Raw genomic sequence first — 23,644 nt, 5'->3', positions numbered from 1 at the left:
CCGGTGCGGATCCGCGACGACCGTGGCCAGGACGAGCCGCATATCGACCTGGTGCCCTTGATCGACGTCATCCTGGTGCTGATCATCTTCTTCGTCGTGACTACCACCTTCGATGCCCGTTCCACGCTGCAACTGCAGCTGCCCAATGCCAGCGACCGCAACGCGCCGCCGCCGGCGCGTGCGCTGAGCGTGCTGATCAACGCCGACGGGCATTACTTCATCAACGACCAGGAAGTGCTGCGCACCGACGTGGAGTCGGTCAAGCGCAGCATCGCCCAAGTCGCCGGCGACGACCGCGAGCAGTCGGTACTGCTGCGCGCCGACGCGCGCACGCCGTACCAGGCGGTGGTCACCGCCCAGGACGCGCTGGGCCAGCTCGGGTTCCGCCGCATCGCCATCGCCACTGCTCCCGAAGTCAACAGGGACGGAAGCTCCAAGTGAATGTACCTACCGACGTGCCCGTCCAGGATTCCCCCTGGCGGACCTATCGCCGCCTGTTGTCCTATGCCGGCGGCTACCGCGGACTGCTGCTGATCGCCGCGGTCGGCGCGCTGCTGGAGGCGCTGGCCGGCTCCGGCTTCCTGGCGCTGATGAAGCCCATCACCGACGAGACCTTCATCGCGCGCAATCGCGAGGTGGCGATGTGGCTGCCGTTGCAGATCGTCGGTCTGTTCGTGCTGCGCGGCATCGCCGGCTACGTCACCGACATGTCGATGGGGCGCGCGGCGCGGAGCATCTCCCGCGATTTCCGGGTCAACGTGCTGGACAAGTACCTGCGCCTGCCGGGCAGCCGCTTCGACGCCGAGCCGGTGGCCTCGATGCTGGTGCGGCTGGGCTCGGACAGCGAGCAGGTGGCGCAGGCCGCGGTCGACGCGATGAAGGTGATGGTGCAGCAGACCCTGCAGATCGTCGGCGCGCTGGCGGTGATGCTGTGGTACAGCTGGACCGTGACCGTCACCATCCTGCTGGTGGCGCCGCCGCTGTCCTGGGTGATGGACCGCGTGGCCAAGCGCTACCGCCGGGTCAGCCACCGCATCCAGGAGAGCAACGCCGAACTGATGCAGGCCGCCGAGCAGGCGCTGTCCGGCAACCAGGAGGTCAAGGTCTACGGCGCGCGCGCCAGCGAGATGGAGCGCTACCAGCACCTGGCCGACACCAACCTGCATCTGGCAATGAAGGTCGAATCTACCCGCGGCATCTCCTCGGCCGCGGTGCAGTTGCTGGGCGCGATCGGCCTGGCCGCGCTGCTGCTGATCGCCGGCCACGAGGCGCTGGCCGGGCGCCTGACCGCCGGCGAGTTCGTCTCGCTGATGACCGCGATGATGGCGATCATCCCGGCGCTGAAGAACCTCACTAACGTGCAGAACATGCTGCAGCGGGGCGTCGCCTCGGCGCAGCGGCTGTTCGTGGTGCTGGACGCGCCCGAGGAACAGGACAGCGGCAGCCGCCGCATCGAGCGCGCGCAGGGGCGGATCGAGTTCCGCGAGGTCACCGCCGCCTATCCGGGGCAGGCGCGGCCGGCGCTGGCCGAGGTCAGTTTCGTCGCCGAGCCCGGCACCGTCACCGCCATCGTCGGCCGCTCCGGCAGCGGCAAGTCCAGCCTGGTCAAGCTGATCCCGCGTTTCTACGATCCGCAATCCGGGCAGATCCTGCTCGATGGCCATCCGCTGCAGGAGTACCGGCTGGAGGATCTGCGCCGGCAGATCGCCCTGGTCGGCCAGCAGGTGATGCTGTTCGACGGCAGCATCGCCGAGAACGTCGCCTATGGCGAGATGCGCGAGGCAGGACCGGCGCAACTGCAGCAGGCGATCGCCGACGCCAACGCGATGGAGTTCGTCGAGCACCTGCCCGAGGGCGTGCAGGCGCAGGTCGGGGCCAAGGGCGGGCGCCTGTCCGGCGGCCAGCGCCAGCGCCTGGCGATCGCACGCGCGATGCTCAAGGACGCGCCGATCCTGATCCTCGACGAGGCCACCGCCGCGTTGGACAACGAATCCGAACGGCTGGTGCAGGACGCCTTGCACCGGTTGATGCCCGATCGCACCACACTGGTCATCGCCCACCGTTTGTCGACCATCGAACACGCCGACCAGGTGCTGGTGATGGACCATGGCCGCATCGTCGAGCGCGGCACCCACCACGAACTGCTGGCGCTGGGCGGAGTGTATGCGCACCTGCACAGCATGCAGTTCCGCGAAAGGCAGTTCGGATGAGCGAGCGCGGGCCACACACCCCCGCCTACTGGTACGGCACGGGCGCGCCGCCGCTGCACGCGCGCGTGCTGACCCCGCTGTACGCAGCGGCGATCGCGCTGCGCCGTGCGCTGTACCGGCGCGGCTGGCGCAAGCGCCACAGCATCGCCGCGCCGGTGGTGGTGGTGGGCAACCTCACCGCGGGCGGCACCGGCAAGACGCCGCTGACCATCGCCCTGGTGCAGCGCCTGCGCGACGCCGGCTGGAGCCCGGGCGTGGCCAGCCGCGGCTACGGCCGCAGCCAGCCGCAGGAACCGCGCTGGATCGAGCCGGGCACGTCGGCCGAGCAGGGCGGCGACGAGCCGGTGCTGATCGCGCGCAAGACCGGCGTGCCAGTGCGGGTGGACCGTGACCGCGTGGCCGCGGCGCGCGCGCTGCTGCAGGCCGGCTGCGACATCGTGGTCTGCGACGATGGCCTGCAGCACTACCGTCTGCAGCGCGACATCGAGATCGAGGTGGTGGACGGCCAGCGCCGCTACGGCAACGGCCGCCTGCTGCCGGCCGGGCCGCTGCGCGAGCCGGTGGCGCGCGGCAACGAATGCGATTTCCGGGTCATCAACCTGGGCCAGGCCAGCGACAGCGGCGCGCTCGACGCCGGCTTCGGCGAATGGGCGATGCGCCTGCGCATCGACAGCGCGCAGCCGTTGCGCGGCGGCCGTGCGCGGCCGCTGCGCAGCTTCGCCGGCCAGCGCGTGCATGCCGTCGCCGGCATCGCCCACCCGCAGCGCTTCTTCGACATGCTGCGCGCGCAGGGCATCGGCGTGGTCCCGCACGCCTTTCCCGACCACCACCAGTACCGCGCCGCGGACCTGGCCTTCGGCAGCGAGTTGCCGGTGCTGATGACCGAGAAGGACGCGGTCAAATGCGCCGCCTTCGTCAACGATTGGTGCTTCAGCGTGCCGCTGGTCGCCGAACTGCCGGCGGCGTTCTGGATCGGCCTGCTGGACCGGCTGGACAAGCTGCGCGGCCGCGCGGGCGAGTCCGCCGACTAGCGGCGCCGCGCATCGGCTGTTTCCGCCGCCATCGCGCCGGATCCAGCGTCTGCCGTAGGAGCGGCTTCAGCCGCGATGGGGCGTTACCGGTAAGGCCCGTCGCGGCTGAAGCCGCTCCTACGAGACACTCTCCGCCGTGATGAGCGGCGTCCTCGCGGCACGCAGCGGCGCGCGGCGCGCGACCTGTCGCGCCGTGCCGACGGCGCGTTCCGGTGTCCGCGCGTACCGCGCTTCCGCCAGCGGCCGTCGCACGTTTCGCAATTACCCGCGACGGCACCACGCGTCGCGGCAGGGGCCCGACGCGACGCGTTCCGCCAGCGGCCTGCGCTAGAACCGGTAGGTCAGCGACAGCGCGGTGTTGCGCGGGGCGCCGTAGTAGCCCTGCGCCCAGTACAGGCTGTTGATGTACTTGCGGTCGGTGACGTTGTAGACGTTGAGCGTGGCGCTGAACTGCGGGGTGAAGTCGTAGTGTGCCATCAGCCCGAGCAGCGCGTAGCTGTCCTGTCGGGTGAAAATTTCATTGCCGCTGGTGTCCACGGCCTGCTGGTCGCGGGAGATGTCGCTTTGCCAGGTCAGCGTCGCGCCCAGCTTCAGCGCTTCCCACTGCGGCACGGTATAGGTGCTGGCGAGCTTGAAGGTGCGGCGCGGCACGTAGGTGCGCACATTGTTGCCGGCGTCGTCCTTGAGGCTCAGCTGGGTGTAGCCGGCATTGAGTTGCCAGTGTTCGCCGAGCCGGCCGGCGATGTCGAACTCGTAGCCGGTGGAGGTGGCGTCCACCGGCTTGTAGGTCTGCAGCGTGCCGACGTAGGCATCGGCTTCGGCGGTGTTGTCCTGCTTGGCGCGGAAAATGGCGAACGAGGCATTGACCCGCTGCTGCAGCCACTGGCCCTTGATGCCGAGTTCGGCGTTGCTGCCGGTGATCGGGTCCAACACCCGCAGGTTGCGGTCCAGTTCGGTCTGCGGATTGAAGATCTCCGCGTAGCTGGCGTACAGCGCGTAGTTCGGATCGAAGGTGTACACCGCGCCGACGAACGGGGTGGTCTTGCTGGCGTCGTAGACGTGCTGCACGCCGTAGTTCTGGCCGCTGCTCGCGATCCGGGTGTGGTTGACGCCGGTGATCAGCTTCAGCGCATCGCTCAGGTTCCAGCGCGCAGTGGCGTAGGCGCTGCGGCGGATCATGTCGAACGCGGCGCCGGTCGGCGCGGTGGTGAACGCCGGCAGGGCGATGTCGCCGCTCCAGTTCTCCAGGCTGGGCAGGGCGAACCAGGCGCTGGTGTCGCTGGAATCGGGGTAGGTGGAGACCTGCGAGACGTCGATGCCGGCCCACTTCACCCCGGCCACCAGTTCGTGCTCGCGTCCGCCCAGCACGAACGGGCCAGTGGCGTAGAGGTCGGCGTACTTCTGGGTTTCGTGGCTGACGTAGCGCGAAGGATAGGAGTACAGCCCCAGCCCGGTGGCGCGCTCGGGCGTGCCGTAGGCGTAGAACAGGTTGCCGTCCGACTCCAGCTTGCGGTAGTTCAGCGCGGCCTTGAGCTGCCAGCCGCCACCCAGCGCCTGCTGCAGTTCCACGAATGCGCGCTTGTCGGTGCTGTTCCAGTACGACCAATCGGCCGAGGTGCTGGTCGAGCGTGCATAGTGGGTGGCGCTGCCGTCGCTGTAGTACAGGGGCAGGGCGCCCCACATGCCGCCGTGGGGTTCGTTCTTCTGGTAGCTGGCGCCCACGCTGAGCAGGGTGCTGTCGCTCAGGTCGGCCTCGACGATGCCGTAGACGCTGCGCTTCTTCAGCGAGTAGCGGTCCAGGTAGCTGTCGCCGTCCTGGCCGGCGGCAACGATGCGCCCGCGCACGCTGCCGCTGTGGTTGAGCTTGCCCGACAGGTCCGCGTCCACCCGCCGCATGTCCCAACTGCCGGCGGTGACGCCGACGCTTCCCTGCAGGTCCTGGGTCGGGCGCTTGCGCACGAAGTTGATCGTCGCCGACGGGTTGCCGGTCGAGGACAGCAGGCCGTTGGCGCCGCGCAGCACCTCCACGCGCTCGTACATCGCCGTGTCCAGGTCGCCCTCGGCGCCGCCGTTGGTGAACGGCAGGCCCAGTCCGTCGACCTGGAAATTGATGATGTCGAAGCCGCGCGCGGTGTAGTAGGTGCGGTCGGTCTCGATCTTCTCCACGTTGACGCCAGTGGCCAGGGCCAGTACCGCGTTGGCGTTGTCCAGGCCGAAATCGTCCATCTGCTCGCGGCTGATCGTGCTCACTGACTGCGGCGTCTGCAGGGGACTCAATACCAGGCCGGTGCCGGTGGCGCTGGATGGCGGGGTATAGCCGTCCTTGCGCTGCGCGACCACATCCAGTTTCTCCAACTCGGTGGGTTGCCGGTCGCCGGTCGCCAGGGCGTCGGCCGCGCCAATGCTGGCCTCGGCGGCGCTGGCCGCGGCTGGCAGAAGCAGTGCGGCGATGGCCAGGCACAGTGCGCGGCGCGTGATGGCGGAAGGGAGCTGCGCAGCGGATCGGAAGGAGGGGGCAGGGAGGTTCATCGGTGGGGTCTATAGAATGGGCGGGAGGCAACGCCGTCGCGCCAGAGGCTGTCGCAGCGGCACATGTGCCGGGGCAGTTCGGTCGTCAAATGGCGAATGCGAACTATTCTCAATAATTGACGGAGAAAGATCAATTCATGGCCGGATTCGCCCCGCTCCCGCACCTGCCTGCCGCCGCCATCGACGTTGCCTCCGCCGGCGCGGTGGCGGCATGAGCGCCGCCGTCCCGTCCTTCGTCGTCGCCATTCCGGCCCGCTATGCCGCGTCGCGGCTGCCGGGCAAGCCCTTGCGTGCGCTCGGCGGCGAGCCGCTGATCCGCCACGTGGCCCGGCGTGCGCTCGCCGCCGGCGCTTCACAGGTGTGGGTGGCCGCCGACGATGCGCGCATCGCCGCCGCGGTGGCCGACCTGGACGGCGTGCATGTGGCCACGACTTCCAGCGACCACGCCTCCGGCACCGACCGCCTGGCCGAATGCGCCGACATCGCCGGCTGGGACGACGCGACCCTGGTGGTCAACCTGCAGGGCGACGAGCCGTTCGCGCCGGTCGCCGGTATCGTGGCGGTGGCCCGGACCCTGGCCGACAGTGGCGCCGAGATGGCGACCCTGGGCACGCCGGTGGACGCGGCCGAGCATCTGTTCGATCCCAACGTGGTGAAGCTGGTGCGCAGCGCCGCTGGCGATGCGCTGTACTTCAGCCGCGCGCCGATCCCCTGGCACCGCGACGCCTTCGCCGCGTCGCAGGCGCAGCTGCCGCTGCCCGGCCCGTGGCTGCGGCATATCGGCATCTATGCCTATCGCGCCGGCTTCCTGCGCCGGTTTGCGGCGATGCCGCCGGGGCAGTTGGAGCGGATCGAGTCGCTGGAACAGTTGCGGGTGCTGGAAGCCGGCTTCCGTATCGCGGTGGCGCTGTCGCCGGCGCCGTTCCCGCCGGGCGTGGACACGCCCGAGGACCTGGCGCGCGCCGAGGCCTATCTGCAGGGCGGCCAGGCATGAAGCTGCTGCTGGTGTGCCTGGGCAACATCTGCCGTTCGCCGATGGCCGAGGGCGCGCTGCGCCACCACCTGCAGCGCTCGCCGCTGGCCGGGCTGGTCCAGGTCGACTCGGCGGGCACCGGCGACTGGCACCGCGGCGAGCCGCCGGACCGGCGCGCGGTGGCCTGCGCGGCCGCGCACGACGTGGACATCGCCGGCCTGCGCGCGCGGCAACTGCGCGACCGCGACTTTGCCGAATTCGACTGGCTGCTGTGCGCCGATGCGGCCAACCTGCGCGACGTGCTGCAGCGCGCACCGGCGTCGGCGCGCGAGCGCGTGGCGCTGTGGCTGCCCTGGGCCGGCGTGCAAGGCCGGAGCGAGATCCCGGATCCGTACACCGGCGGCAGCGCGCAGTTCGAGCAGGTCTGGCAACTGGTAGACGAAGCAGCCGCCGGCAGCGTGGCACGACTGTCCGTCGACCTCGGCTCCGGCATAATCGGCCGATGAATTCCATCGCCGCCCTGGAACTTCCCGCGTCCGGCGCCTGGCTCAACGCCGAGCCGATCCGCCTGCGCGATCTGCAGGGCAGGGCGCTGGTGCTGGCCTTCGTCAATGCCGCCTCGGTGTGGTGCGCGCAGCGCCTGGCCGAACTCGGCCAGTGGCAGGCGCGCAATCCCGGACGGCTGCAGGTGATCGTGGTGCAGGTGCCGCGCTTCGACAGCGAGCGCGAGCCGCAGCGCGCGCTGAAGCTGCTGCGCAGCCAGGGCGTGTCCGCGCCGATCCTGCTCGATGCCGATTGGGCCGCCTGGCAGCGCTTCGGCATCCAGGCCTGGCCGACCCTGGTGCTGATCGACGCCGGCGGTGTCGAGCGCGAGCGCCTGGTCGGCATCGGCGGCGCCGAACTGGACAAGGCGCTGCACGCGCTGTGCGCCGGGCAGCCGTTGCCGCTGGACGAGGACCTGCGCGACGCCCGCGAGACCCACCCGGAGCCGCGCCTGCCGCTGCGCTTCCCGACCGGCCTGGCGCTGGCCGAGGACCGCCTGTACATCGCCGACAGCGGCCACCACCGCATCCTCGAATGCAGCACCAGCGGCCGCGTGCTGCGCCAGTTCGGCATCGGCACCGCCGACTTCATCGACGGCGCGATCGGCGAGGCGGCGTTCCACCGCCCGCGCGGGCTGGCCCTGGAGCGCGGCGTGCTGTACGTGGCCGACACCGGCAACCATGCGCTGCGCCGAATCAACCTGCTCACTGGCCAGGTCGACACCCTGTGCGGCAACGGCCGCGCCGGCGAGCCGGTGGAAGGACCGGTGGAACAACCGCTGCTGGCGCCGTTGAACCACCCGCAGGACGTGGTGATCGCCGACAACCAGGTGCACCTGGCGATGGCCGGCGACAACCGCATCTGGAGCTACGACCTGGGCAGCCGCAGCCTGCGCTGGCGGGCCGGCGCAGGCGCGCTGGAGTTGCGCGACGGCAGCGGCCACCTGGCCGCGTTCGCGCAGCCGTGCAGCCTGGCCGCGGTGCAGCAGGTGCTGTACGTGTGCGATGCGCTGGGCTCGGCGGTGCGCTCGATGCAGTTGCGCGGCGACCTGGTGCAGACCCTGCTCGGCGGCCAGGGGCCGTGGGATTTCGGCGACGAGGACGGGCCGCGCAGCCGCGCCCGCCTGCAGTTCCCGCAGGCGATCGCGCTGAGCCCGGACGCGCCGCTGCTGTGGATCGCCGACAGCGGCAACGGCAGCCTGCGCAGCCTGCGCCTGGGCGGCGGCGAACTGTCCACCGCGGCCTTGCCGCGGCGCCTGCACGGCCCGGGTGGGCTGGCGGTGGGCGCCGGCACGGTGTGGATCGCCGAGACCGACGCGCATGCGGTGTTGCGCTACGACATCGCCAGCGGCGAACTGCGCGACGTCGCGATCGGCGAATGAGTACTCCTGCAGCGCCACCGTTCGACGGCAAGGCCTTTGCCGCCAATCTCAGTACCGCGCCCGGCGTCTACCGCATGTACGCCGCGGACGACACCTTGCTCTACGTCGGCAAGGCCGGCGCGCTGCGCAAGCGCGTCTCCAGCTACTTCAGCGGTTCGCCGAAGAACGCGCGGACCATGGCCATGCTGGCGCAGGTGGCGCGCATGGACGTCACCGTCACCCGCAGCGAGGGCGAGGCGCTGCTGCTGGAAAACCAGCTGATCAAGTCGCTGTCGCCGCGCTACAACGTGTCGTTGCGCGACGACAAGAGCTATCCGTACGTGCTGCTGACCCGCGAGGAATGGCCGCGGATCACCCTGCATCGCGGCCCGCGTGCGGTGCCCGGGCGCTACTTCGGCCCGTATCCCGGCGTCACCGCGGTGCGCGAGACGCTGAACCTGATGCACAAGCTGTTCAAGCTGCGCAGCTGCGAGGACAGCGTGTTCCGCAACCGTTCGCGGCCGTGCCTGCAGTACCAGATCGGCCGCTGCAGCGCGCCGTGCGTGGCGCTGGTGGCGGCCGACGAGTACGCCGAGGCGGTGCGCCGCTCCACGCTGTTCCTGGAAGGGCGCAGCGACCAGCTCGGCGAGGAACTGGTGCAGGCCATGCAGGCCGCCAGCGAACGCCTGGAGTTCGAGCGCGCCGCGCGCCTGCGCGACCTGCTCGGCTCGCTGCGCAGCATGCAGAGCCGGCAATACGTGGACGGCCGCGCCGCCGACCTGGACGTACTGGCCTGCGCCACCCAGGGCGCCAATGCCTGCGTGCTGCTGCTGGCGTTCCGCGACGGCCGCAACCTCGGTACCCGCGCGTTCTTCCCGAAGACCAACGGCGAGGACAGCGCCGCCGAAGTGCTGGGCGCGTTCGTGTCGCAGTACTACGTCGAGCACGCACCGCCGCGCGAGGTGCTGCTGGATCGCGAGATTCCCGATGCCGAGCTGATCGAGGCGGCGCTGAGTTCGGCCGCCGAGCGCAAGGTGCAGTTGAAGTGGAACGTGCGCGGCGAGCGCGCCGGCTACCTGGAGCTGGCCAGCCGCAACGCCCAGGCCACCCTGGTCACCGAACTGACCAGCCGCAACGCCCAGCATGCGCGCAGCGAGGCGCTGCGCGAGATGCTCGGCCTGGCCGAGCCGGTCAAGCGGGTGGAATGCTTCGACATCAGCCACACCATGGGCGAGGCCACGGTGGCCTCGTGCGTGGTGTTCGACGCCAGCGGCCCGGTGCGCAGCCAGTACCGGCGCTACAACATCAGCGGCATCGAACCGGGCGACGATTACGCGGCGATGCGCCAGGCGATCGAGCGCCGCTTCCGTCGCGCCGCCGAAGGCGAGGGCAAGGGCGACGTGGTGCTGCCGGACGTGCTGCTGATCGACGGTGGCGCCGGCCAGTTGGCGCAGGCCACGGGTGCGCTCGCCGACCTGGGCGTGGACGGGGTGCTGCTGATCGGCGTGGCCAAGGGCGCCGAGCGCCGCGCCGGCCACGAGACCCTGGTGATGCCGGACGGGCGCGAACTGCGGCCGGGCGCGGCGTCGCCGGCGCTGCAGTTCATCCAGCAGGTGCGCGACGAGGCGCACCGCTTCGCCATCACCGGCCACCGCGGGCGCCGCCAGAAGGCGCGCATGACCAGCAAGCTGGAGGACATCCCCGGCATCGGCCCGCGGCGCCGCGCCAGCCTGCTCAAGCATTTCGGCGGACTGGCCGGGCTCAAGGCCGCCGGCGAGGCCGAGATCGCGCGGGTGGAAGGGATCAATGACGCACTGGCCGCACGAATCTACGCTAACCTGCACGGGCTGCCGGTACCCGATCCGGCAGGCGAGTAGAGCAGCGCAATGAAGTTGACCATCCCCACCTGGCTCACGCTGCTGCGGATCGTGATGATCCCCGTGCTGGTCCTGGTGTTCTATCTGCCGTACACCTGGACCAACTTCGCCTCGGCGGCGATCTTCGGCCTGGCCGCGTTCACCGACTGGCTGGACGGTTGGGTGGCGCGGCGCTACCACCAGTACTCCGCATTCGGCGCGTTCCTGGATCCGGTGGCCGACAAGCTGATGGTGGCGGTGGCGCTGTTCCTGATCGTGCAGGGCCATCCGACGCCGTGGATGGCGTTCTGGGCGGCGGTGATCGTCGGCCGCGAGATCGCCGTGTCGGCGCTGCGCGAATGGATGGCCGAGATCGGCCAGCGCGCCAAGGTGCGGGTGGCGATGATCGGCAAGATCAAGACCACCGCGCAGATGGTGGCGCTGCTGTGCCTGCTGTATTCGGTGATGCCCGACGGCTCGCCGCCGGAGAGCGTGTGGATGGGCCTGTTCATCTTCCACGTGGGCGACTGGACCCTGGCGATCGCGGCGATCCTGACGCTGTGGTCGGGCATCCAGTATCTGCATGCGGCCTGGCCGAGCCTGCGCGACGACGAGCGCGCGGCGATGGCGGAAAAGAACGCGAAAAAAATCGAAGGCAATGGTTGACAGCCTGCGTGGTCCCGGTAGAATTCGCGGCCTCAAGCGGGAATAGCTCAGTTGGTAGAGCGCAACCTTGCCAAGGTTGAGGTCGCGAGTTCGAGTCTCGTTTCCCGCTCCAGAGTCTCGGTGCTGCCGTTACGGCAGGGCCGATCAAAGCAAGAGGCGCAAGCCTCTTTTTTTGTGCCCGGCGTTCGGGCGTCGCGACGCCGAGGCCTGCGATCCGCGCACGCGATCGCATTCCCGACGATGACCGATGACCGATGGCGTGCCGCGCGACGCTCGTGCACCCAACGGCGCATGGCGCAGCGTGCGCTGACGCGTCGGCGATGCGGCGCGACGTCGGCGCCGACGGTCGCGCCGTTGGCTCGCATGTTTGCGCGTTGTCTGGCGCGGCGTCGCGGCATTGGCAAATTTTTCCTCGGTCGCTGCAACGCGGCGTCGTCGTTTCACGGGCCGCTGACAGCGGCGTGCACGCCCTCCACACGAGTGCAGCCAAGGTGCGTGCGCCGCGGCAGACACGATTCGCGCCCAAACCCTGACAGGACGCCGCATCGGCATGCGCGCTGCCCGTACCGCGCGCACTTGGCACGCCATTTGCGCTGACCTCTCCCACGCCAGGCGATGACGCCCGGCCTCTGCGAGGAGTCGATGATGGATGGCGCAATTGCTTCCCCTACCACCCAAGCGCCACCGCGCGCGCTGGTCGCCGGCGGCGCCGGCTTCGTCGGTGCGCATCTGTGCGAGCGCCTGCTCGAGGACGGCTACGACGTCACCGTGCTGGACAACCTGTTGACCGGCTCGCTGGACAATCTCGCGCACCTGCTGGGACAGCCGCGCTTCCGTTTCGTGGCCCACGACGTGGTGCAGCCGTACCAGGCCAAGGTCGACTGGGTGTTCAACCTGGCCTGCTGCGCTTCGCCGGTGCATTACCAGGCGCGTCCGCTGCATACCTTGCAGACCTGCCTGGAAGGCGCGATCAACCTGTTGGAGGTGGCGCGCAGCAACGGCGCGACCATCTTCCAGGCCTCCACCAGCGAGGTCTACGGCGAGCCGGAGGTGCATCCGCAACGCGAGGACTATCGCGGTGCGGTCAGCCCGATCGGGCCGCGCGCCTGTTACGACGAGGGCAAGCGCTGCGCCGAAGCGGCGTTCTTCGATTACCACCGGCTCTACGCCACCGACATCAAGGTCGGCCGGATCTTCAATACCTACGGCCCGCGCATGCGCAACGACGACGGACGCGTGGTCTCCAACCTGATCGTGCAGGCGCTGCGCGAGCAGCCGCTGACCCTGTACGGCGACGGCAGCCAGACCCGTTCGTTCTGCTACGTCTCCGATCTGGTCGAGGGCATCGTGCAACTGATGCGCGGCCCGCGTGGCTTCACCGGCCCGGTCAACCTCGGCAATCCGCACGAGATCACCGTGGCCGAGCTGGCGCAGCGGATCCTGGCGCTGACCGGCTCGTCCTCGCGCATCGTGCGCCGGCCGATGCCCAAGGACGACCCGACCCGGCGCTGCCCGGACATCGGCCTGGCGCGGCGCGAACTCGGCTGGGAGCCACGGGTGGCGCTGGACGACGGCCTGCGCCGCACCATCGCCTGGTTCCAGGCGCATCTGCACGACATCCCGGAACTGGAGGTGCAACGTGACTGTGCATGAACTCAGGGGCGGCACGGGCCGTCCGCACGCCGGCAAGCGCGTGCTGATCACCGGCGGCGCCGGCTTCGTCGGCTCGCACCTGGCCGACGAGTTGCTGGCGCAGGGCTACCGGGTGCGGGTGCTCGACAACCTGTGCGCGCAGGTGCACGGCGCCAATGCCACGCGGCCCGATTATCTGTCCGCGCAGGTGGAACTGATCGTCGGCGACGTCTGCGATCCGGCGACGGTGCGCGATGCGCTGCAGGACGTGGACGGCGTGTTCCATCTCGCCGCCGCGGTCGGCGTGGGCCAGAGCATGTACCAGATCGCCCACTACACCCACACCAACAACCTCGGCACCGCGGTGCTGCTGGAAGCCTTGGTGGAGCGGCCGGTGCAGCGGCTGGTGGTGGCGTCGAGCATGAGCGTCTACGGCGAAGGCGCCTACGTCGATGCCGACGGCACACGCGTGCCGGTGCGCGAACGGCCGCTGGCGCAGCTGCGCCGTGCGCAGTGGGAGCCGAGCGTGGACGGGCGCCCGCTGCAGCCGGTGCCGACCGACGAGGGCAAGCCGGCGGAACCCTCGTCGGTGTACGCGCTGTCCAAGCTGGACCAAGAGCGCCTGTGCCTGATCGTCGGCCAGGCCTATGCGATCCCGACCACCGCGTTGCGCTTCTTCAACATCTACGGCACGCGCCAGGCGCTGTCCAATCCCTACACCGGGGTGCTGGCGATCTTCGCGGCGCGGCTGCTCAACCGCAAACCGCCGGTGATCTTCGAGGACGGCGCGCAACGCCGCGATTTCGTGCATGTCAGCGACGTCGCCCGTGCCTGCCGCCTGGCCTACGAAAGCGACTCCGCCGCGGGCCTGGCGTTGAACATCGGCAGCGGCCAGGCGATCAGCATCAACGAGGTGGCGCAGCGCATCGCCGCGGCCATGGGCATCGACGACCTGCCGCCGCAGGTGTCCGGCAACTACCGGGTGGGCGACATCCGGCACTGCTTCGCCGACATCTCCCTGGCCCGCGAACGCATCGGCTATACGCCGCAGGTGGAGTTGCAGCAGGGGCTGGGCGAGCTGGTGACGTGGCTGCGCGAGCAGACCGCCGCCGATGGCATCGAAGCGGCCAATGCCGAGCTGGCACGGCGGGGGTTGCAGGGATGAGCGCGCAGGCACGCGAACGGCTGGCCGAGATCGGCCTGATCGAATGGTTGCGGATCGGCGACGAGGACGCCGTGCATGCGCTGTTGCGCGACATGCGCGAGCTCGGCGTGCGCCGGCTGCGCACCCAGTTTTCCTGGGCCGACTGGCACACCGCCGAGGGCGAGCGCTGGTATGCCTGGCTGATGCCGCTGCTCAGCGCGCACTGCGAGGTGCTGCCGTGCTTCTGCTACACCCCGCCATCGCTGGGGCTGGAGCCGCGCACCGCGTCGCCGCCGCGCGACAGCAAGGCCTTCGCCGATTTCATCGACCAGGTGGTGGGGCGCTTCGGCGACGGCTTCGAGTGGATCGAGCTGTGGAACGAGCCGAACAACCTCAACGACTGGGACTGGCACCTGGACCACGACTGGCAGCGCTTCGCCGAGATGATTGGCCAGGCCGCGCACTGGGCGCACCGGTTGGGCAAGAAGACCCTGCTGGGCGGCATGTGCCCGACCGATCCCAACTGGCTGGCGCTGATGGCGCGGCGCGGTGCGCTGGCGCATATCGATGCGGTCGGCGTGCATGGGTTCCCCGGCACCTGGGATTTCCGTCGCCGGCCCTGGGCGGACGTCCTCGGCGAGGTGCGCGCGGTGCTCGCCGCGCACGGGTTGCAGCCGCAGGTCTGGCTCAGCGAGACCGGTTACTCGACCTGGCGCCACGACGAGATCGAGCAGGTGCGGCAGTTGCGCGAGACGCTGGATGCGCCGGTGGAGCGGCTGTACTGGTACGCCGCGCGCGACCTGCACGGCAGCATCAGCCACCAGGACGGTTTCCACGAGGACGAGCGCCACTATCACTTCGGCCTGCGCGACGAGCGCGGCCGCGCCAAGCTGCTGTACCGGCTGTGGGCCGAGCAGGGCTACGACGGTATCGAGGCATTGGCGTCGCTGCACCACGAGCACGGCGCCAACCTGTCGCGCGCGCCGCGCCCGGAGGTCGCTGCGGAGCCGCTCGCCGCGTCACCCAGCGCAGCTGGCCGCGCGCCGGTGCGTGCGCTGTCACGTCCGCGCGACGATGCAGTGCTGATCACCGGTGGCGCCGGTTTCATCGGCACCAACCTGGCCGCGCGCCTGCTCGACAGCGGGCGCCGGGTCATCGTCTACGACAACCTGTCGCGGCCCGGCGTGGAGCACAACCTGCAATGGCTGCGTCGCCACTATCCCGCCGAACGCCTGCACGTGGAGGTGGGCGACGTGCGCGACCGGCACCTGCTCGGCGATGCGGTGGCGCAGGCGGCGCAGGTGTTCCACCTGGCCGCGCAGGTGGCGGTGACCTCCAGCCTGGAGGATCCGTCGCACGACTTCGAGGTCAACCTGCGCGGCACCTTCAACGTGCTCGATGCGATCCGCTGCGCGCGGCGGCCGCCGCCGCTGCTGTTCACTTCCACCAACAAGGTGTATGGCGCGCTCGACGACGTGCCGCTGGAAGCCGACGCGCAGCGCTACCAGCCCAGCGATCCGCTGCTGCGCGCGCGCGGCATCGACGAGCGCCGCGCGCTGGATTTCCACAGCCCCTACGGCTGCTCCAAGGGCGGTGCCGACCAGTATGTGCTGGATTATGCGCGCAGCTTCGGCCTGCAGGCGGTGGTGCTGCGGATGAGCTGCATCTATGGCCCGCACCAGTGCGGCAACGAGGACCAGGGCTGGGTCGCGCACTTCCTGATCCGCGCGTTGCAGCAGCAGCCGATCACCGTGTACGGCGATGGCCGCCAGGTCCGCGACCTGCTGTTCGTCGACGACCTGGTGGAGGCGTTCCTGCAGTGCCAGGCGCAGATGCCGCGGCTGTCCGGGCGGGCGTTCAACATGGGCGGCGGGCCGGCCAATGCCGCCAGCCTGCGCGAGGTGCTGCGGCGGATCGAGGTCCTGGTCGGCCATCGCCTGGAACTGGCGCATGCCGCGCCGCGGGTCGGCGACCAGCGCTACTACGTCTCCGACACCCGCGCCTTCGCCGCGGCCACCGGCTGGTCGCCTCGCGTCGGCGCCGATGCCGGCATCACGCGGCTGCACCGCTGGCTGCACACGCAGGCCGAGCGCGCCGCACCTGTTTCCCCACCGCAACGGAGGATCCACGCCGCATGAACAGCATGCATGCCGCCGTCTTCGAAGGCCCGGGCCGCATCGTCGCCCAGCGCCAGCCACGCCCCGAACCCGCGCCGCAGCAGGTGCGGGTGCGCCTGCATGGCTGCGGCGTGTGTGCGTCCAATCTGCCGGTATGGGCCGGCCGGCCATGGTTCGCCTATCCGTTCGAACCCGGTGCGCCGGGCCACGAAGGCTGGGGCGAGGTCGACGCGGTCGGCGCCGACGTCCGCGACTGGGCGCCGGGCGACCGCGTCGTGCTGCTGTCCGGCCGCGCCTATGCCGAGTACGACCTGGCCGAACCCGACGCGCTGGTGCGCTTGCCGCCGTCGCTGTCCGGCCGCGATCTGCCCGGCGAGCCGCTGGCCTGCGCGATGAACATCCTGCGCCGCAGCGACATCCAGCCGGGCCATACCGTCGCGGTGGTCGGCGTCGGCTTCATCGGCGCGCTGCTGATCCAGTTGGCCACCGGGCTCGGCGCGCAGGTGATCGCGCTGTCGCGGCGCGAGTACGCGCTGCAGATCGCGCGCCAGTGCGGCGCCAGCGCCACGCTCGCCACCGAGGATCGGTACGCGGCGATCGGCGCGGTGCACGAACTCACCGGCGGCAGCGGCTGCCTGCGGGTGATCGAGGCCGCCGGCGAGCAGGTCACCCTCGACATCGCCAGTGCGCTGTGCGGTGAAGGCGGGCGCCTGGTCATCGCCGGCTACCACCAGGATGGCCCGCGCCAGGTCGATATGCAGCAGTGGAACTGGCGCGGCCTGGACGTGGTCAACGCGCACGAGCGCGATCCGCGGGTGGCGCGACGTGGCCTGCAGGAGGCGGTGGACGCGGTCGCCGACGGGCGCCTGGATCCGTTTCCGCTGTTGACCCACCGCTATCCGCTGGATCGGCTGCCGCAGGCGTTCGCGGACATGGAGGCGCGCCCCGAGGGCTTCCTCAAAGGCGTGGTGCTGGCATGAACGCGTGGGCGCAACCGCGTTGGCGTGCGCCGCGGCTGGGATTCCTCGGCGTCGGCTGGATCGGCCGTGCGCGCATGCGCGCCCTGGCCGACAGCGGACTGGGCCAGGTGGTGGCGATCGCCGATGCCAGCGCGACGGCGCTGCTCGACGCACGCCAGGACGCACCGGCCGCCGACCTGCTGCCCGACCTGGAGGCGCTGCTGGCGCGCGAGGACCTGGACGGCGTGGTCATCGCCACGCCCAGTGGCGCGCACGCCGCGCAGGCCGCCGCGGCCCTGCAGCGCGGCCTGGCGGTGTTCTGCCAGAAGCCGCTGACCCGCACCGCCGCCGAAGCCGAGCAGGTGCTGGCGCTGGCGCAACGCCACGACCGCCTGCTCGCGGTGGATTTCAGCTACCGCTTCGCCAAGGGCATGGGGGCGCTGCGCGAGCAGATCGCGCAGGGCGCACTGGGCGAGGTGTTCGCGATCGACCTGCTGTTCCACAACGCCTACGGCCCGGACAAGGACTGGTTCTACGACATCGCCCGTTCCGGCGGCGGTTGCGTGATGGACCTGGGCATCCATCTGCTGGATCTGGCGATGTGGCTGACCGGCAGCGGCGGCCATCACGAGTTGCAGGCGGCGCTGTACGCGCAAGGCCGGCAACTGACCCGCCCGGTGCAGCAGGTGGAGGACTACGCCAGCGCGCAGTGGCGCATGGACAACGGCGCCAGCGTGCGCATGGCCTGCTCCTGGCGCCTGCCGGCCGGCTGCGATGCGGTGATCCAGGCGCATGTGTACGGCACCGGTGGCGGCGCGGCGCTGCGCAATGTCGACGGCTCGTTCTTCGACTTCACCGTGGACCGCTTCGACGGCACCCGCTGCGAGCGCCTGGCCTCGCCACCGGACGCGTGGGGCGGCCGCGCCTTGCTGGACTGGGCCGAGCGCCTGGGCGCCGACCCCGGCTTCGACCCGGCGGCGCTGCACCTGCTCGAGGTCGCTCGCACCGTGGATGCGCTCTATGGACGCTGAGCGCCCGCTGCGGATCCTGATGACCGCCGACACCGTCGGCGGCGTGTGGCAGTACGCGCTGAGCCTGTGCCGCGTGCTGACCGCGCAGGGCGACCGCGTGGAACTGGCGACGATGGGCGCGAGCCCGACGCCGGCGCAGTGGCGCGAGGCCGCGGCGATCCAGGGGCTGCGCCTGCATGCCAGCGGCTACCGGCTGCTGTGGATGGACGATCCCTGGGCCGATGTGTCCTCGGCCGGGCGCTGGCTGCAGGCGCTGGCGGCGCAGGTGCGCCCGGATGTGGTGCATCTGAACGACTATGCGCACGGCGCCCTGGCGTGGCCTGCGCCGGTGCTGATGACCGCGCATTCCTGCGTCGGCTCCTGGTGGCAGGCGGTGCGCGGCGAGGCGCTGCCGCCCGAGTGGGATCACTACCGCGCCACGGTCGCCGCGGGTCTGGCGGCGGCCGATCACGTGGTCGCGCCGACCCAGGCGATGCTGGCGGCATTGCGCGCGCAGTATCCGCTGGACGTGCCGTGCAGCGTGATCGCCAATGGCGCCGCGCCGCTGTCGCGGCCGGTGCCGGCCAGCGCCAAGCGGCCCCTGGTGCTGGCGGCAGGGCGGCTGTGGGACGAGGCGAAGAATCTGCGCACGCTGGCCGCGGTGGCGCCGCAGCTGCCCTGGGCGCTGCGCATCGCCGGGCAAGCGGCGCATCCGGACGGCGGCACCGCGGCGATCGCGCCGGCGTTGCTGCTGGGCCAGCTGCCGCCGTCGCGTCTGCGCCGCTGGATGGCCCGCGCCAGCGTGTATGCGCTGCCGGCGCGCTACGAGCCGTTCGGGCTGTCGGCGCTGGAAGCGGCGCAGGCCGGCTGCGCCCTGGTGCTGGGCGACATTCCCAGCCTGCGCGAGGTCTGGGGCGATGCGGCGCTGTACGTCGCGCCGGACGACGCACGGGCGCTGACGACGCAGTTGCAGCGCCTGATCGGCGATCCGCTGCTGCGGCAGCGCATGGCCCGGCGCGCGGTTGCGCAGGCGCGGCGCTACACCGCCACCGCCATGGCCGCGGCCTATCGCCAGCGTTATCGGGCGCTGATCGCGCATCGCGGCACGCCCCGCGCGGCCGGACGCGCCGGCCCGCCGGTCCCCATGCTTTCCTCGATCGGAGTCGGTGCATGAAATTCGTGCTGTTCTATCACTCGCTGGTGTCGGACTGGAACCACGGCAACGCGCATTTCCTGCGTGGCATCGTCGCCGAACTGCAGGCGCGCGGGCATGCGCTGGCGGTGTACGAGCCGCACGACAGCTGGAGCCGTGCGCAACTGCAGGCGGAGGAGGGCGAGGCGCCGTTGCAGGCGTTCGCGGACGCCTTTCCGCACCTGCGCAGCACGCGCTACGACCTGGCCACGCTGGATCTGGCGCAGGTGCTGGACGGCGCCGACGTGGTGCTGGTGCACGAATGGAACGCGCCCGCGCTGATCGCGCGGATCGGCCGCGAGGCGCCTGCCGGGTGCCGCGTGCTGTTCCACGACACCCACCACCGTTCGGTCAGCGCCCCCGACGAGATGGCGCGGTTCGATCTGTCCGACTACGACGGTGTGCTCGCCTTCGGCGAAGCGGTGCGCCAGCAGTATCTGCGCCATGGCTGGAGCCGGCGCGTGTGGACCTGGCACGAGGCGGCGGATCTGCGCGTGTTCCAGCCGCAGCTCGGGCAGGCGCAGCAGGGCGACCTGCTATGGATCGGCAACTGGGGCGACGACGAGCGCGCGCAGGAACTGGACGCGTTCCTGATCCAGCCGGTACGGCGGCTGCGCCTGCGCGCCCGCATCCACGGCGTGCGCTATCCGCCGCAGGCCTTGCAGGCGCTGGCCGAGGCCGGCATCGACTATGCCGGCTGGCTGCCCAACCATCGCGCGCCGCAGGCGTTCGCGCATTTCCGGGTCACCGTGCACGTGCCGCGGCGGCCGTATGTGCGCGCGCTGCCCGGCATCCCCACGATCCGCGTGTTCGAGGCGCTGGCCTGTGGCATCCCGCTGGTGTGTGCGCCGTGGGACGACGTCGAGCAGTTGTTTACGCCCGGGCGCGATTACCTGGTGGCGCGCGACGGCGTGCAGATGCAGCGCCACCTGCACGACGTGCTGCACGACGCCGAACTGGCCGCGGCGCTGCGCATGCATGGCCTGCATACCATCCGCACCCGCCACAGCTGCGCGCACCGCGTCGACGAACTGCTGGCGGTGCTCGCCGAACTCGACGCGCCCAGCCCGCGCGCCACGCTTCCCGACGAACGGAGCCTCCGTCATGCCTAGTCCGTTGCACATCGCCTTCTTCGGTTCCAGCCTGGTGTCCTCGTACTGGAACGGCGCCGCCACCTACTACCGCGGCCTGCTGCACGCGCTGGCGCAGCGTGGCCACCGCATCCACTTCTTCGAACCCGATGCGTTCGGGCGCCAGCAGCACCGCGACATCGACGATCCGGACTGGGCCCAGGTCACCGTCTATCCCGGGGCGGCCGAAGCCGACGCGGCGCGCGCACTGGAGCAGGCACGCGGCGCCGACGTGGTGGTCAAGGCCAGCGGCGTCGGCGTGTTCGATGCATTCCTGGAGCGCGAGGTGTTGGGACTGCGCTCCTCGCGCACCCAGGTGCTGTTCTGGGACGTGGACGCACCGGCCACGCTGGAGCGCGTGCAGGCCGATGCCGAGGATCCGTTCCGCGCGCAGATCCCGCGCTACGACCTGGTGCTGACCTACGGCGGCGGGCCGCGCGTGGTGGCGGCGTATCGTGCATTGGGCGCAGCCGAGTGCGTGCCGATCTACAACGCGCTGGATCCGCTGAGCCACCACCCGGCGCCGGCGCAGGCGGGGTTCGCCGCCGATCTGGGCTTTCTCGGCAATCGGCTGCCGGACCGCGAGGCGCGGGTGCGGCAGTTCTTCCTCGAGCCGGCGCGGCGCCTGCCGCAGGCGCGCTTCCTGCTCGGCGGTAGCGGCTGGGACGATACGCTGCCGGACAACGTGCGCACGCTCGGCCACGTGTCCACGCGCGACCACAATGCCTTCAACTGCAGCGTGCGGATGGTGCTCAACGTCAACCGCGACAGCATGGCGCGCTTCGGCTGGTCGCCGCCGACCCGGGTGTTCGAGGCGGCCGGCGCCGGCGCCTGCCTGATCGTCGATGCCTGGGAAGGCATCGAGGCGTTCCTCGAACCGCAGCGCGAGGTGCTGGTCGCGCACGACAGCGAGCAGGTGGCGGATTATCTGCAGCGTATCGATGCCGCACAGGCGCAGGCGATCGGCGCGCGGGCGCGGCAGCGCCTGCTGCGCGATCACACCTACACGCACCGCGCGCGCGAGGTGGAAGCCCTGCTGGATGCGCGCCAGCGGGAGGCGGCGTGATGGCCGCGCGCGATATCGTCATCCTCGGCCTGAGCCTGCGCTCGTCGTGGGGCAACGGCCACGCCACCACCTACCGCGGACTGATCGCCGCGCTGCAGGCGCGTGGCGACCGCGTGGTGTTCCTGGAGCGCGACGTGCCGTGGTACGCCGAGCACCAGGATCCGCCGGCGCAGTTGCCGTGCGCGCCGGTGCTGTATGCCAGCCTCGAGGAACTGCAGGATCGGCACGCCGCGGCGATCGCCGCGGCGGATTTGGTGATCGTGGGCTCCTACGTGCCCGACGGCATCGCGGTGGGCGCGTGGGTACAGCAGACCGCGCGCGGCGTGGTCGGCTTCTACGACATCGACACGCCGGTGACCCTGGCGGCGCTGCAACGCGGCGACTGCGCCTACCTGTCGCCGGCGCTGATTCTGCACTACGACCTGTATCTGTCCTTCACCGGCGGCCCGACCCTGCAACGGTTGGAACGCGTCTACGGCGCGCCGCGTGCCGTGCCGCTGTACTGCGCGTTCGACCCGGAGCAATACCGACCGCAGCCGCAGGCGCACCGCTACGACCTGGGCTACATGGGCACCTACAGCGACGACCGACAGCCGCCGCTGGAGCGGCTGTTGCTGCAGCCGGCGATGGCTTGGCCGCAGGGCCGTTTCGTGGTCGCCGGCCCCCTGTATCCGCCGCATCTGGTCTGGCCGGACAACGTGCAACGCTGCGAGCACCTGCCGCCGGCGCAGCACGGCGCCTTCTACAACCAACAGCGCTTCACCCTCAATCTGACCCGCGCCGACATGGTGCTGGCGGGCTGGTCGCCGAGCGTGCGCCTGTTCGAAGCGGCGGCTTGCGCCACCCCGATCATTTCCGATGCATGGGACGGGCTGGAGACGCTGTTCGCGCCCGGCAAGGACATCCTGATCGCGCGGCGCACGTCCGAGGTGCTGGGCTGGATCCGCGACCTGCCCGAGGCGCAGCGCCTGGCGATCGGCGAGGCAGGGCGCCGCCGCGTGCTCGCCGAACACACCGCCGCGCATCGCGCGCAGACCCTGCACGATGCCCTCGACCGCGTCGCCGACGCGGCCACCACGTCCACCCCCGCCAGGAGCGCTCCCCATGCCCTCGCATGACGCCAAGACCACCACCGATCACGACGAAATCCGCCGCTGGGCCGAGGCCCGCGGCGGCCGCCCAGCCAGCGTGCGCGGCACCGAAGCCGATGAGGACGCCGGCGTGCTGCGCATCCTGTTCCGCGACGATGCGGCGCTGGAGGAGATCAGCTGGGACGACTTCTTCGACAAGTTCGAAGAAGAGGAACTGGCCTTCCTGTACCAGGAGAAGACCAGCGATGGCAGCCAGAGCCGCTTCTTCAAGTTGGTCAACCGCTGAAGCGCGGGACGCCACGTTTCCCGGGAGGGTTTGTCCATGCACTCCGCCGTTCCGTCCGCCGATCCCGCCGACCCGATCCAGGCGCTGGGGCCGTGGTTCCACAACCTGCACCTGCCAGATGGACGCCAGACCTTGCCGGCGCATCCGTACGGCGACTTCCCGGCCTGCAAGTGGCGGCAGATGGCCGCACATATCCCGGCCGATCTGCAGGGCTGGCGGGTGCTGGACATCGGCTGCAACGCCGGCTTCTACAGCTTCGAGCTAGCTAGACGCGGCGCCGAGGTGGTGGCGATCGACATGAATCCGCACTACCTGCGGCAGGCGCGTTGGGCGGCGCAACAGTTCGGTCTGGAGCGGCGCGTGCGGTTCCGGCAGATGCAGCTGTACGATCTGGCGCGCGAAGCCGAGCAGTACGACCTGGTGTGGCTGATGGGTGTGCTGTACCACCTGCGGCATCCGCTGTTGGCGCTGGACATCGTGCGGCGCCTGTGTCGCCGCGCCCTGGTGCTGCAGACCATGACCATGCCGGGCGAGGCGGTGTATCCGGCACCGCGCGACATCGGCTTGCTCGATCGCGGCCTCATGTGCGAACCGGGCTGGCCGAAGATGGCCTTCATCGAGCACCGCCTGGCGGACGACCCGACCAACTGGTGGGCACCGAACCACGCCGGCGTGGAGGCCATGCTGCGCAGTGCCGGATTTGCGGTGGACGCGCGCATCGCCGAGGAAACCTACCTGTGCAGGCCGCAATCGCGGCCGCCGGGGCAGGTGGCGCCGATCGAGGACGAGTTGCGCGCGGCCTGCGGTCTTCCGTAGTGCCTGCCGGGTTGACGTCGGGCAGCGTGCTGT

At 70.7% G+C, this 23,644-nt stretch carries 20 protein-coding genes and 1 tRNA gene; 20 read left to right on the top strand and 1 reads right to left on the bottom strand.

Annotated features, from left to right (window positions below; genetic code table 11):
- The first annotated feature begins 3 nt into the window (after window positions 1–3).
- Genes NUG21_RS12150 through lpxK form a run of 3 tightly spaced genes read left to right on the top strand, consistent with a single transcriptional unit; the run spans window position 4 to window position 3,241 of the window.
- Window positions 4–441 carry an ExbD/TolR family protein gene (locus tag NUG21_RS12150; RefSeq protein ID WP_263390986.1) on the top strand — a complete coding sequence of 146 codons (438 nt, stop codon included), beginning with the start codon at window positions 4–6 and terminating at the stop codon, window positions 439–441.
- On the top strand, window positions 438–2,210 hold the full coding sequence (gene msbA / locus NUG21_RS12145) for a lipid A export permease/ATP-binding protein MsbA (RefSeq protein ID WP_263390985.1): 1,773 nt from the start codon (window positions 438–440) through the stop codon (window positions 2,208–2,210). Before NUG21_RS12150 ends, msbA begins: the two co-directional genes overlap by 4 nt.
- Complete coding sequence (gene lpxK / locus NUG21_RS12140; RefSeq protein ID WP_263390984.1) at window positions 2,207–3,241, top strand: tetraacyldisaccharide 4'-kinase; 1,035 nt, start codon at window positions 2,207–2,209, stop codon at window positions 3,239–3,241. The genes msbA and lpxK overlap by 4 nt, the downstream gene beginning before the upstream one ends.
- A 327-nt stretch (window positions 3,242–3,568) precedes the next feature.
- Here the strand turns inward: lpxK and NUG21_RS12135 are convergent, their stop codons facing one another.
- The gene (locus NUG21_RS12135) at window positions 3,569–5,770 is read right to left on the bottom strand and encodes a TonB-dependent siderophore receptor (RefSeq protein WP_263390983.1); all 2,202 of its coding nucleotides are present in this window, start codon (window positions 5,768–5,770) and stop codon (window positions 3,569–3,571) included.
- Between the two features lie 211 nt (window positions 5,771–5,981).
- Between NUG21_RS12135 and kdsB the strand changes: the two genes are divergently transcribed.
- From kdsB to NUG21_RS12050, 17 genes are all read left to right on the top strand, one after another.
- Window positions 5,982–6,764, top strand: a complete 783-nt coding sequence (gene kdsB, locus NUG21_RS12130; RefSeq protein WP_263390982.1) for a 3-deoxy-manno-octulosonate cytidylyltransferase — start codon at window positions 5,982–5,984, stop codon at window positions 6,762–6,764.
- Complete coding sequence (locus NUG21_RS12125; RefSeq protein ID WP_160947381.1) at window positions 6,761–7,249, top strand: low molecular weight protein-tyrosine-phosphatase; 489 nt, start codon at window positions 6,761–6,763, stop codon at window positions 7,247–7,249. The genes kdsB and NUG21_RS12125 overlap by 4 nt, the downstream gene beginning before the upstream one ends.
- Window positions 7,246–8,667 (top strand): hypothetical protein, encoded by a 1,422-nt coding sequence (locus NUG21_RS12120; protein ID WP_263390981.1) that lies wholly within the window; start codon window positions 7,246–7,248, stop codon window positions 8,665–8,667. The genes NUG21_RS12125 and NUG21_RS12120 overlap by 4 nt, the downstream gene beginning before the upstream one ends.
- Window positions 8,664–10,523 carry an excinuclease ABC subunit UvrC gene (gene uvrC / locus NUG21_RS12115; RefSeq protein ID WP_160947383.1) on the top strand — a complete coding sequence of 620 codons (1,860 nt, stop codon included), beginning with the start codon at window positions 8,664–8,666 and terminating at the stop codon, window positions 10,521–10,523. Before NUG21_RS12120 ends, uvrC begins: the two co-directional genes overlap by 4 nt.
- 9 nt (window positions 10,524–10,532) lie before the next feature.
- Window positions 10,533–11,168 (top strand): CDP-diacylglycerol--glycerol-3-phosphate 3-phosphatidyltransferase, encoded by a 636-nt coding sequence (gene pgsA / locus NUG21_RS12110; protein WP_160947384.1) that lies wholly within the window; start codon window positions 10,533–10,535, stop codon window positions 11,166–11,168.
- Between the two features lie 36 nt (window positions 11,169–11,204).
- Window positions 11,205–11,280 (top strand) — tRNA-Gly (locus NUG21_RS12105).
- 533 nt (window positions 11,281–11,813) lie between these two features.
- A complete protein-coding gene (locus tag NUG21_RS12100; RefSeq protein WP_184502450.1) occupies window positions 11,814–12,821 on the top strand; it encodes a UDP-glucuronic acid decarboxylase family protein in 1,008 nt (335 codons plus the stop codon).
- Complete coding sequence (locus NUG21_RS12095; protein ID WP_263390980.1) at window positions 12,808–13,965, top strand: NAD-dependent epimerase/dehydratase family protein; 1,158 nt, start codon at window positions 12,808–12,810, stop codon at window positions 13,963–13,965. Before NUG21_RS12100 ends, NUG21_RS12095 begins: the two co-directional genes overlap by 14 nt.
- The gene (locus tag NUG21_RS12090) at window positions 13,962–16,082 is read left to right on the top strand and encodes an NAD-dependent epimerase/dehydratase family protein (protein ID WP_263390979.1); all 2,121 of its coding nucleotides are present in this window, start codon (window positions 13,962–13,964) and stop codon (window positions 16,080–16,082) included. The genes NUG21_RS12095 and NUG21_RS12090 overlap by 4 nt, the downstream gene beginning before the upstream one ends.
- Window positions 16,079–17,041 (top strand): MDR/zinc-dependent alcohol dehydrogenase-like family protein, encoded by a 963-nt coding sequence (locus tag NUG21_RS12085; RefSeq protein ID WP_263390978.1) that lies wholly within the window; start codon window positions 16,079–16,081, stop codon window positions 17,039–17,041. Before NUG21_RS12090 ends, NUG21_RS12085 begins: the two co-directional genes overlap by 4 nt.
- The gene (locus tag NUG21_RS12080; RefSeq protein WP_263390977.1) at window positions 17,038–18,051 is read left to right on the top strand and encodes a Gfo/Idh/MocA family protein; all 1,014 of its coding nucleotides are present in this window, start codon (window positions 17,038–17,040) and stop codon (window positions 18,049–18,051) included. The genes NUG21_RS12085 and NUG21_RS12080 overlap by 4 nt, the downstream gene beginning before the upstream one ends.
- On the top strand, window positions 18,041–19,204 hold the full coding sequence (locus NUG21_RS12075; RefSeq protein WP_263390976.1) for a glycosyltransferase family 4 protein: 1,164 nt from the start codon (window positions 18,041–18,043) through the stop codon (window positions 19,202–19,204). Before NUG21_RS12080 ends, NUG21_RS12075 begins: the two co-directional genes overlap by 11 nt.
- Window positions 19,201–20,334, top strand: a complete 1,134-nt coding sequence (locus NUG21_RS12070) for a CgeB family protein (protein ID WP_263390975.1) — start codon at window positions 19,201–19,203, stop codon at window positions 20,332–20,334. Before NUG21_RS12075 ends, NUG21_RS12070 begins: the two co-directional genes overlap by 4 nt.
- Window positions 20,327–21,418, top strand: a complete 1,092-nt coding sequence (locus tag NUG21_RS12065) for a CgeB family protein (RefSeq protein ID WP_263390974.1) — start codon at window positions 20,327–20,329, stop codon at window positions 21,416–21,418. Before NUG21_RS12070 ends, NUG21_RS12065 begins: the two co-directional genes overlap by 8 nt.
- Window positions 21,418–22,536 (top strand): CgeB family protein, encoded by a 1,119-nt coding sequence (locus tag NUG21_RS12060; protein ID WP_263390973.1) that lies wholly within the window; start codon window positions 21,418–21,420, stop codon window positions 22,534–22,536. The genes NUG21_RS12065 and NUG21_RS12060 overlap by 1 nt, the downstream gene beginning before the upstream one ends.
- Complete coding sequence (locus NUG21_RS12055; protein WP_019797294.1) at window positions 22,523–22,795, top strand: hypothetical protein; 273 nt, start codon at window positions 22,523–22,525, stop codon at window positions 22,793–22,795. Before NUG21_RS12060 ends, NUG21_RS12055 begins: the two co-directional genes overlap by 14 nt.
- Before the next feature lie 36 nt (window positions 22,796–22,831).
- Window positions 22,832–23,611, top strand: coding sequence for a TIGR04290 family methyltransferase (locus tag NUG21_RS12050; protein ID WP_019797293.1), 780 nt, complete (start codon window positions 22,832–22,834; stop codon window positions 23,609–23,611).
- The last annotated feature ends 33 nt before the right edge of the window (window positions 23,612–23,644 follow it).

This window comes from Xanthomonas sp. CFBP 8445, from assembly GCF_025666235.1.
Taxonomy (GTDB): Bacteria; Pseudomonadota; Gammaproteobacteria; order Xanthomonadales; family Xanthomonadaceae; genus Xanthomonas_A; species Xanthomonas_A indica.
Note: the sequence above shows the minus strand (reverse complement) of the source record. Positions and strands in the feature narration are given on the sequence as shown.

What these genes read in the sequence shown, in the direction of transcription:
- lpxK (WP_263390984.1), top strand. Translation starts at nt 2,207, where the DNA reads ATGAGCGAGCGCGGGCCACACACCCCCGCCTACTGGTACGGCACGGGC.
- NUG21_RS12135 (WP_263390983.1), bottom strand. Translation starts at nt 5,770, where the DNA reads ATGAACCTCCCTGCCCCCTCCTTCCGATCCGCTGCGCAGCTCCCTTCC.
- kdsB (WP_263390982.1), top strand. Translation starts at nt 5,982, where the DNA reads ATGAGCGCCGCCGTCCCGTCCTTCGTCGTCGCCATTCCGGCCCGCTAT.
- NUG21_RS12125 (WP_160947381.1), top strand. Translation starts at nt 6,761, where the DNA reads ATGAAGCTGCTGCTGGTGTGCCTGGGCAACATCTGCCGTTCGCCGATG.
- NUG21_RS12120 (WP_263390981.1), top strand. Translation starts at nt 7,246, where the DNA reads ATGAATTCCATCGCCGCCCTGGAACTTCCCGCGTCCGGCGCCTGGCTC.
- uvrC (WP_160947383.1), top strand. Translation starts at nt 8,664, where the DNA reads ATGAGTACTCCTGCAGCGCCACCGTTCGACGGCAAGGCCTTTGCCGCC.
- pgsA (WP_160947384.1), top strand. Translation starts at nt 10,533, where the DNA reads ATGAAGTTGACCATCCCCACCTGGCTCACGCTGCTGCGGATCGTGATG.
- NUG21_RS12100 (WP_184502450.1), top strand. Translation starts at nt 11,814, where the DNA reads ATGGATGGCGCAATTGCTTCCCCTACCACCCAAGCGCCACCGCGCGCG.
- NUG21_RS12090 (WP_263390979.1), top strand. Translation starts at nt 13,962, where the DNA reads ATGAGCGCGCAGGCACGCGAACGGCTGGCCGAGATCGGCCTGATCGAA.
- NUG21_RS12085 (WP_263390978.1), top strand. Translation starts at nt 16,079, where the DNA reads ATGAACAGCATGCATGCCGCCGTCTTCGAAGGCCCGGGCCGCATCGTC.
- NUG21_RS12080 (WP_263390977.1), top strand. Translation starts at nt 17,038, where the DNA reads ATGAACGCGTGGGCGCAACCGCGTTGGCGTGCGCCGCGGCTGGGATTC.
- NUG21_RS12075 (WP_263390976.1), top strand. Translation starts at nt 18,041, where the DNA reads ATGGACGCTGAGCGCCCGCTGCGGATCCTGATGACCGCCGACACCGTC.
- NUG21_RS12070 (WP_263390975.1), top strand. Translation starts at nt 19,201, where the DNA reads ATGAAATTCGTGCTGTTCTATCACTCGCTGGTGTCGGACTGGAACCAC.
- NUG21_RS12065 (WP_263390974.1), top strand. Translation starts at nt 20,327, where the DNA reads ATGCCTAGTCCGTTGCACATCGCCTTCTTCGGTTCCAGCCTGGTGTCC.
- NUG21_RS12060 (WP_263390973.1), top strand. Translation starts at nt 21,418, where the DNA reads ATGGCCGCGCGCGATATCGTCATCCTCGGCCTGAGCCTGCGCTCGTCG.
- NUG21_RS12055 (WP_019797294.1), top strand. Translation starts at nt 22,523, where the DNA reads ATGCCCTCGCATGACGCCAAGACCACCACCGATCACGACGAAATCCGC.
- NUG21_RS12050 (WP_019797293.1), top strand. Translation starts at nt 22,832, where the DNA reads ATGCACTCCGCCGTTCCGTCCGCCGATCCCGCCGACCCGATCCAGGCG.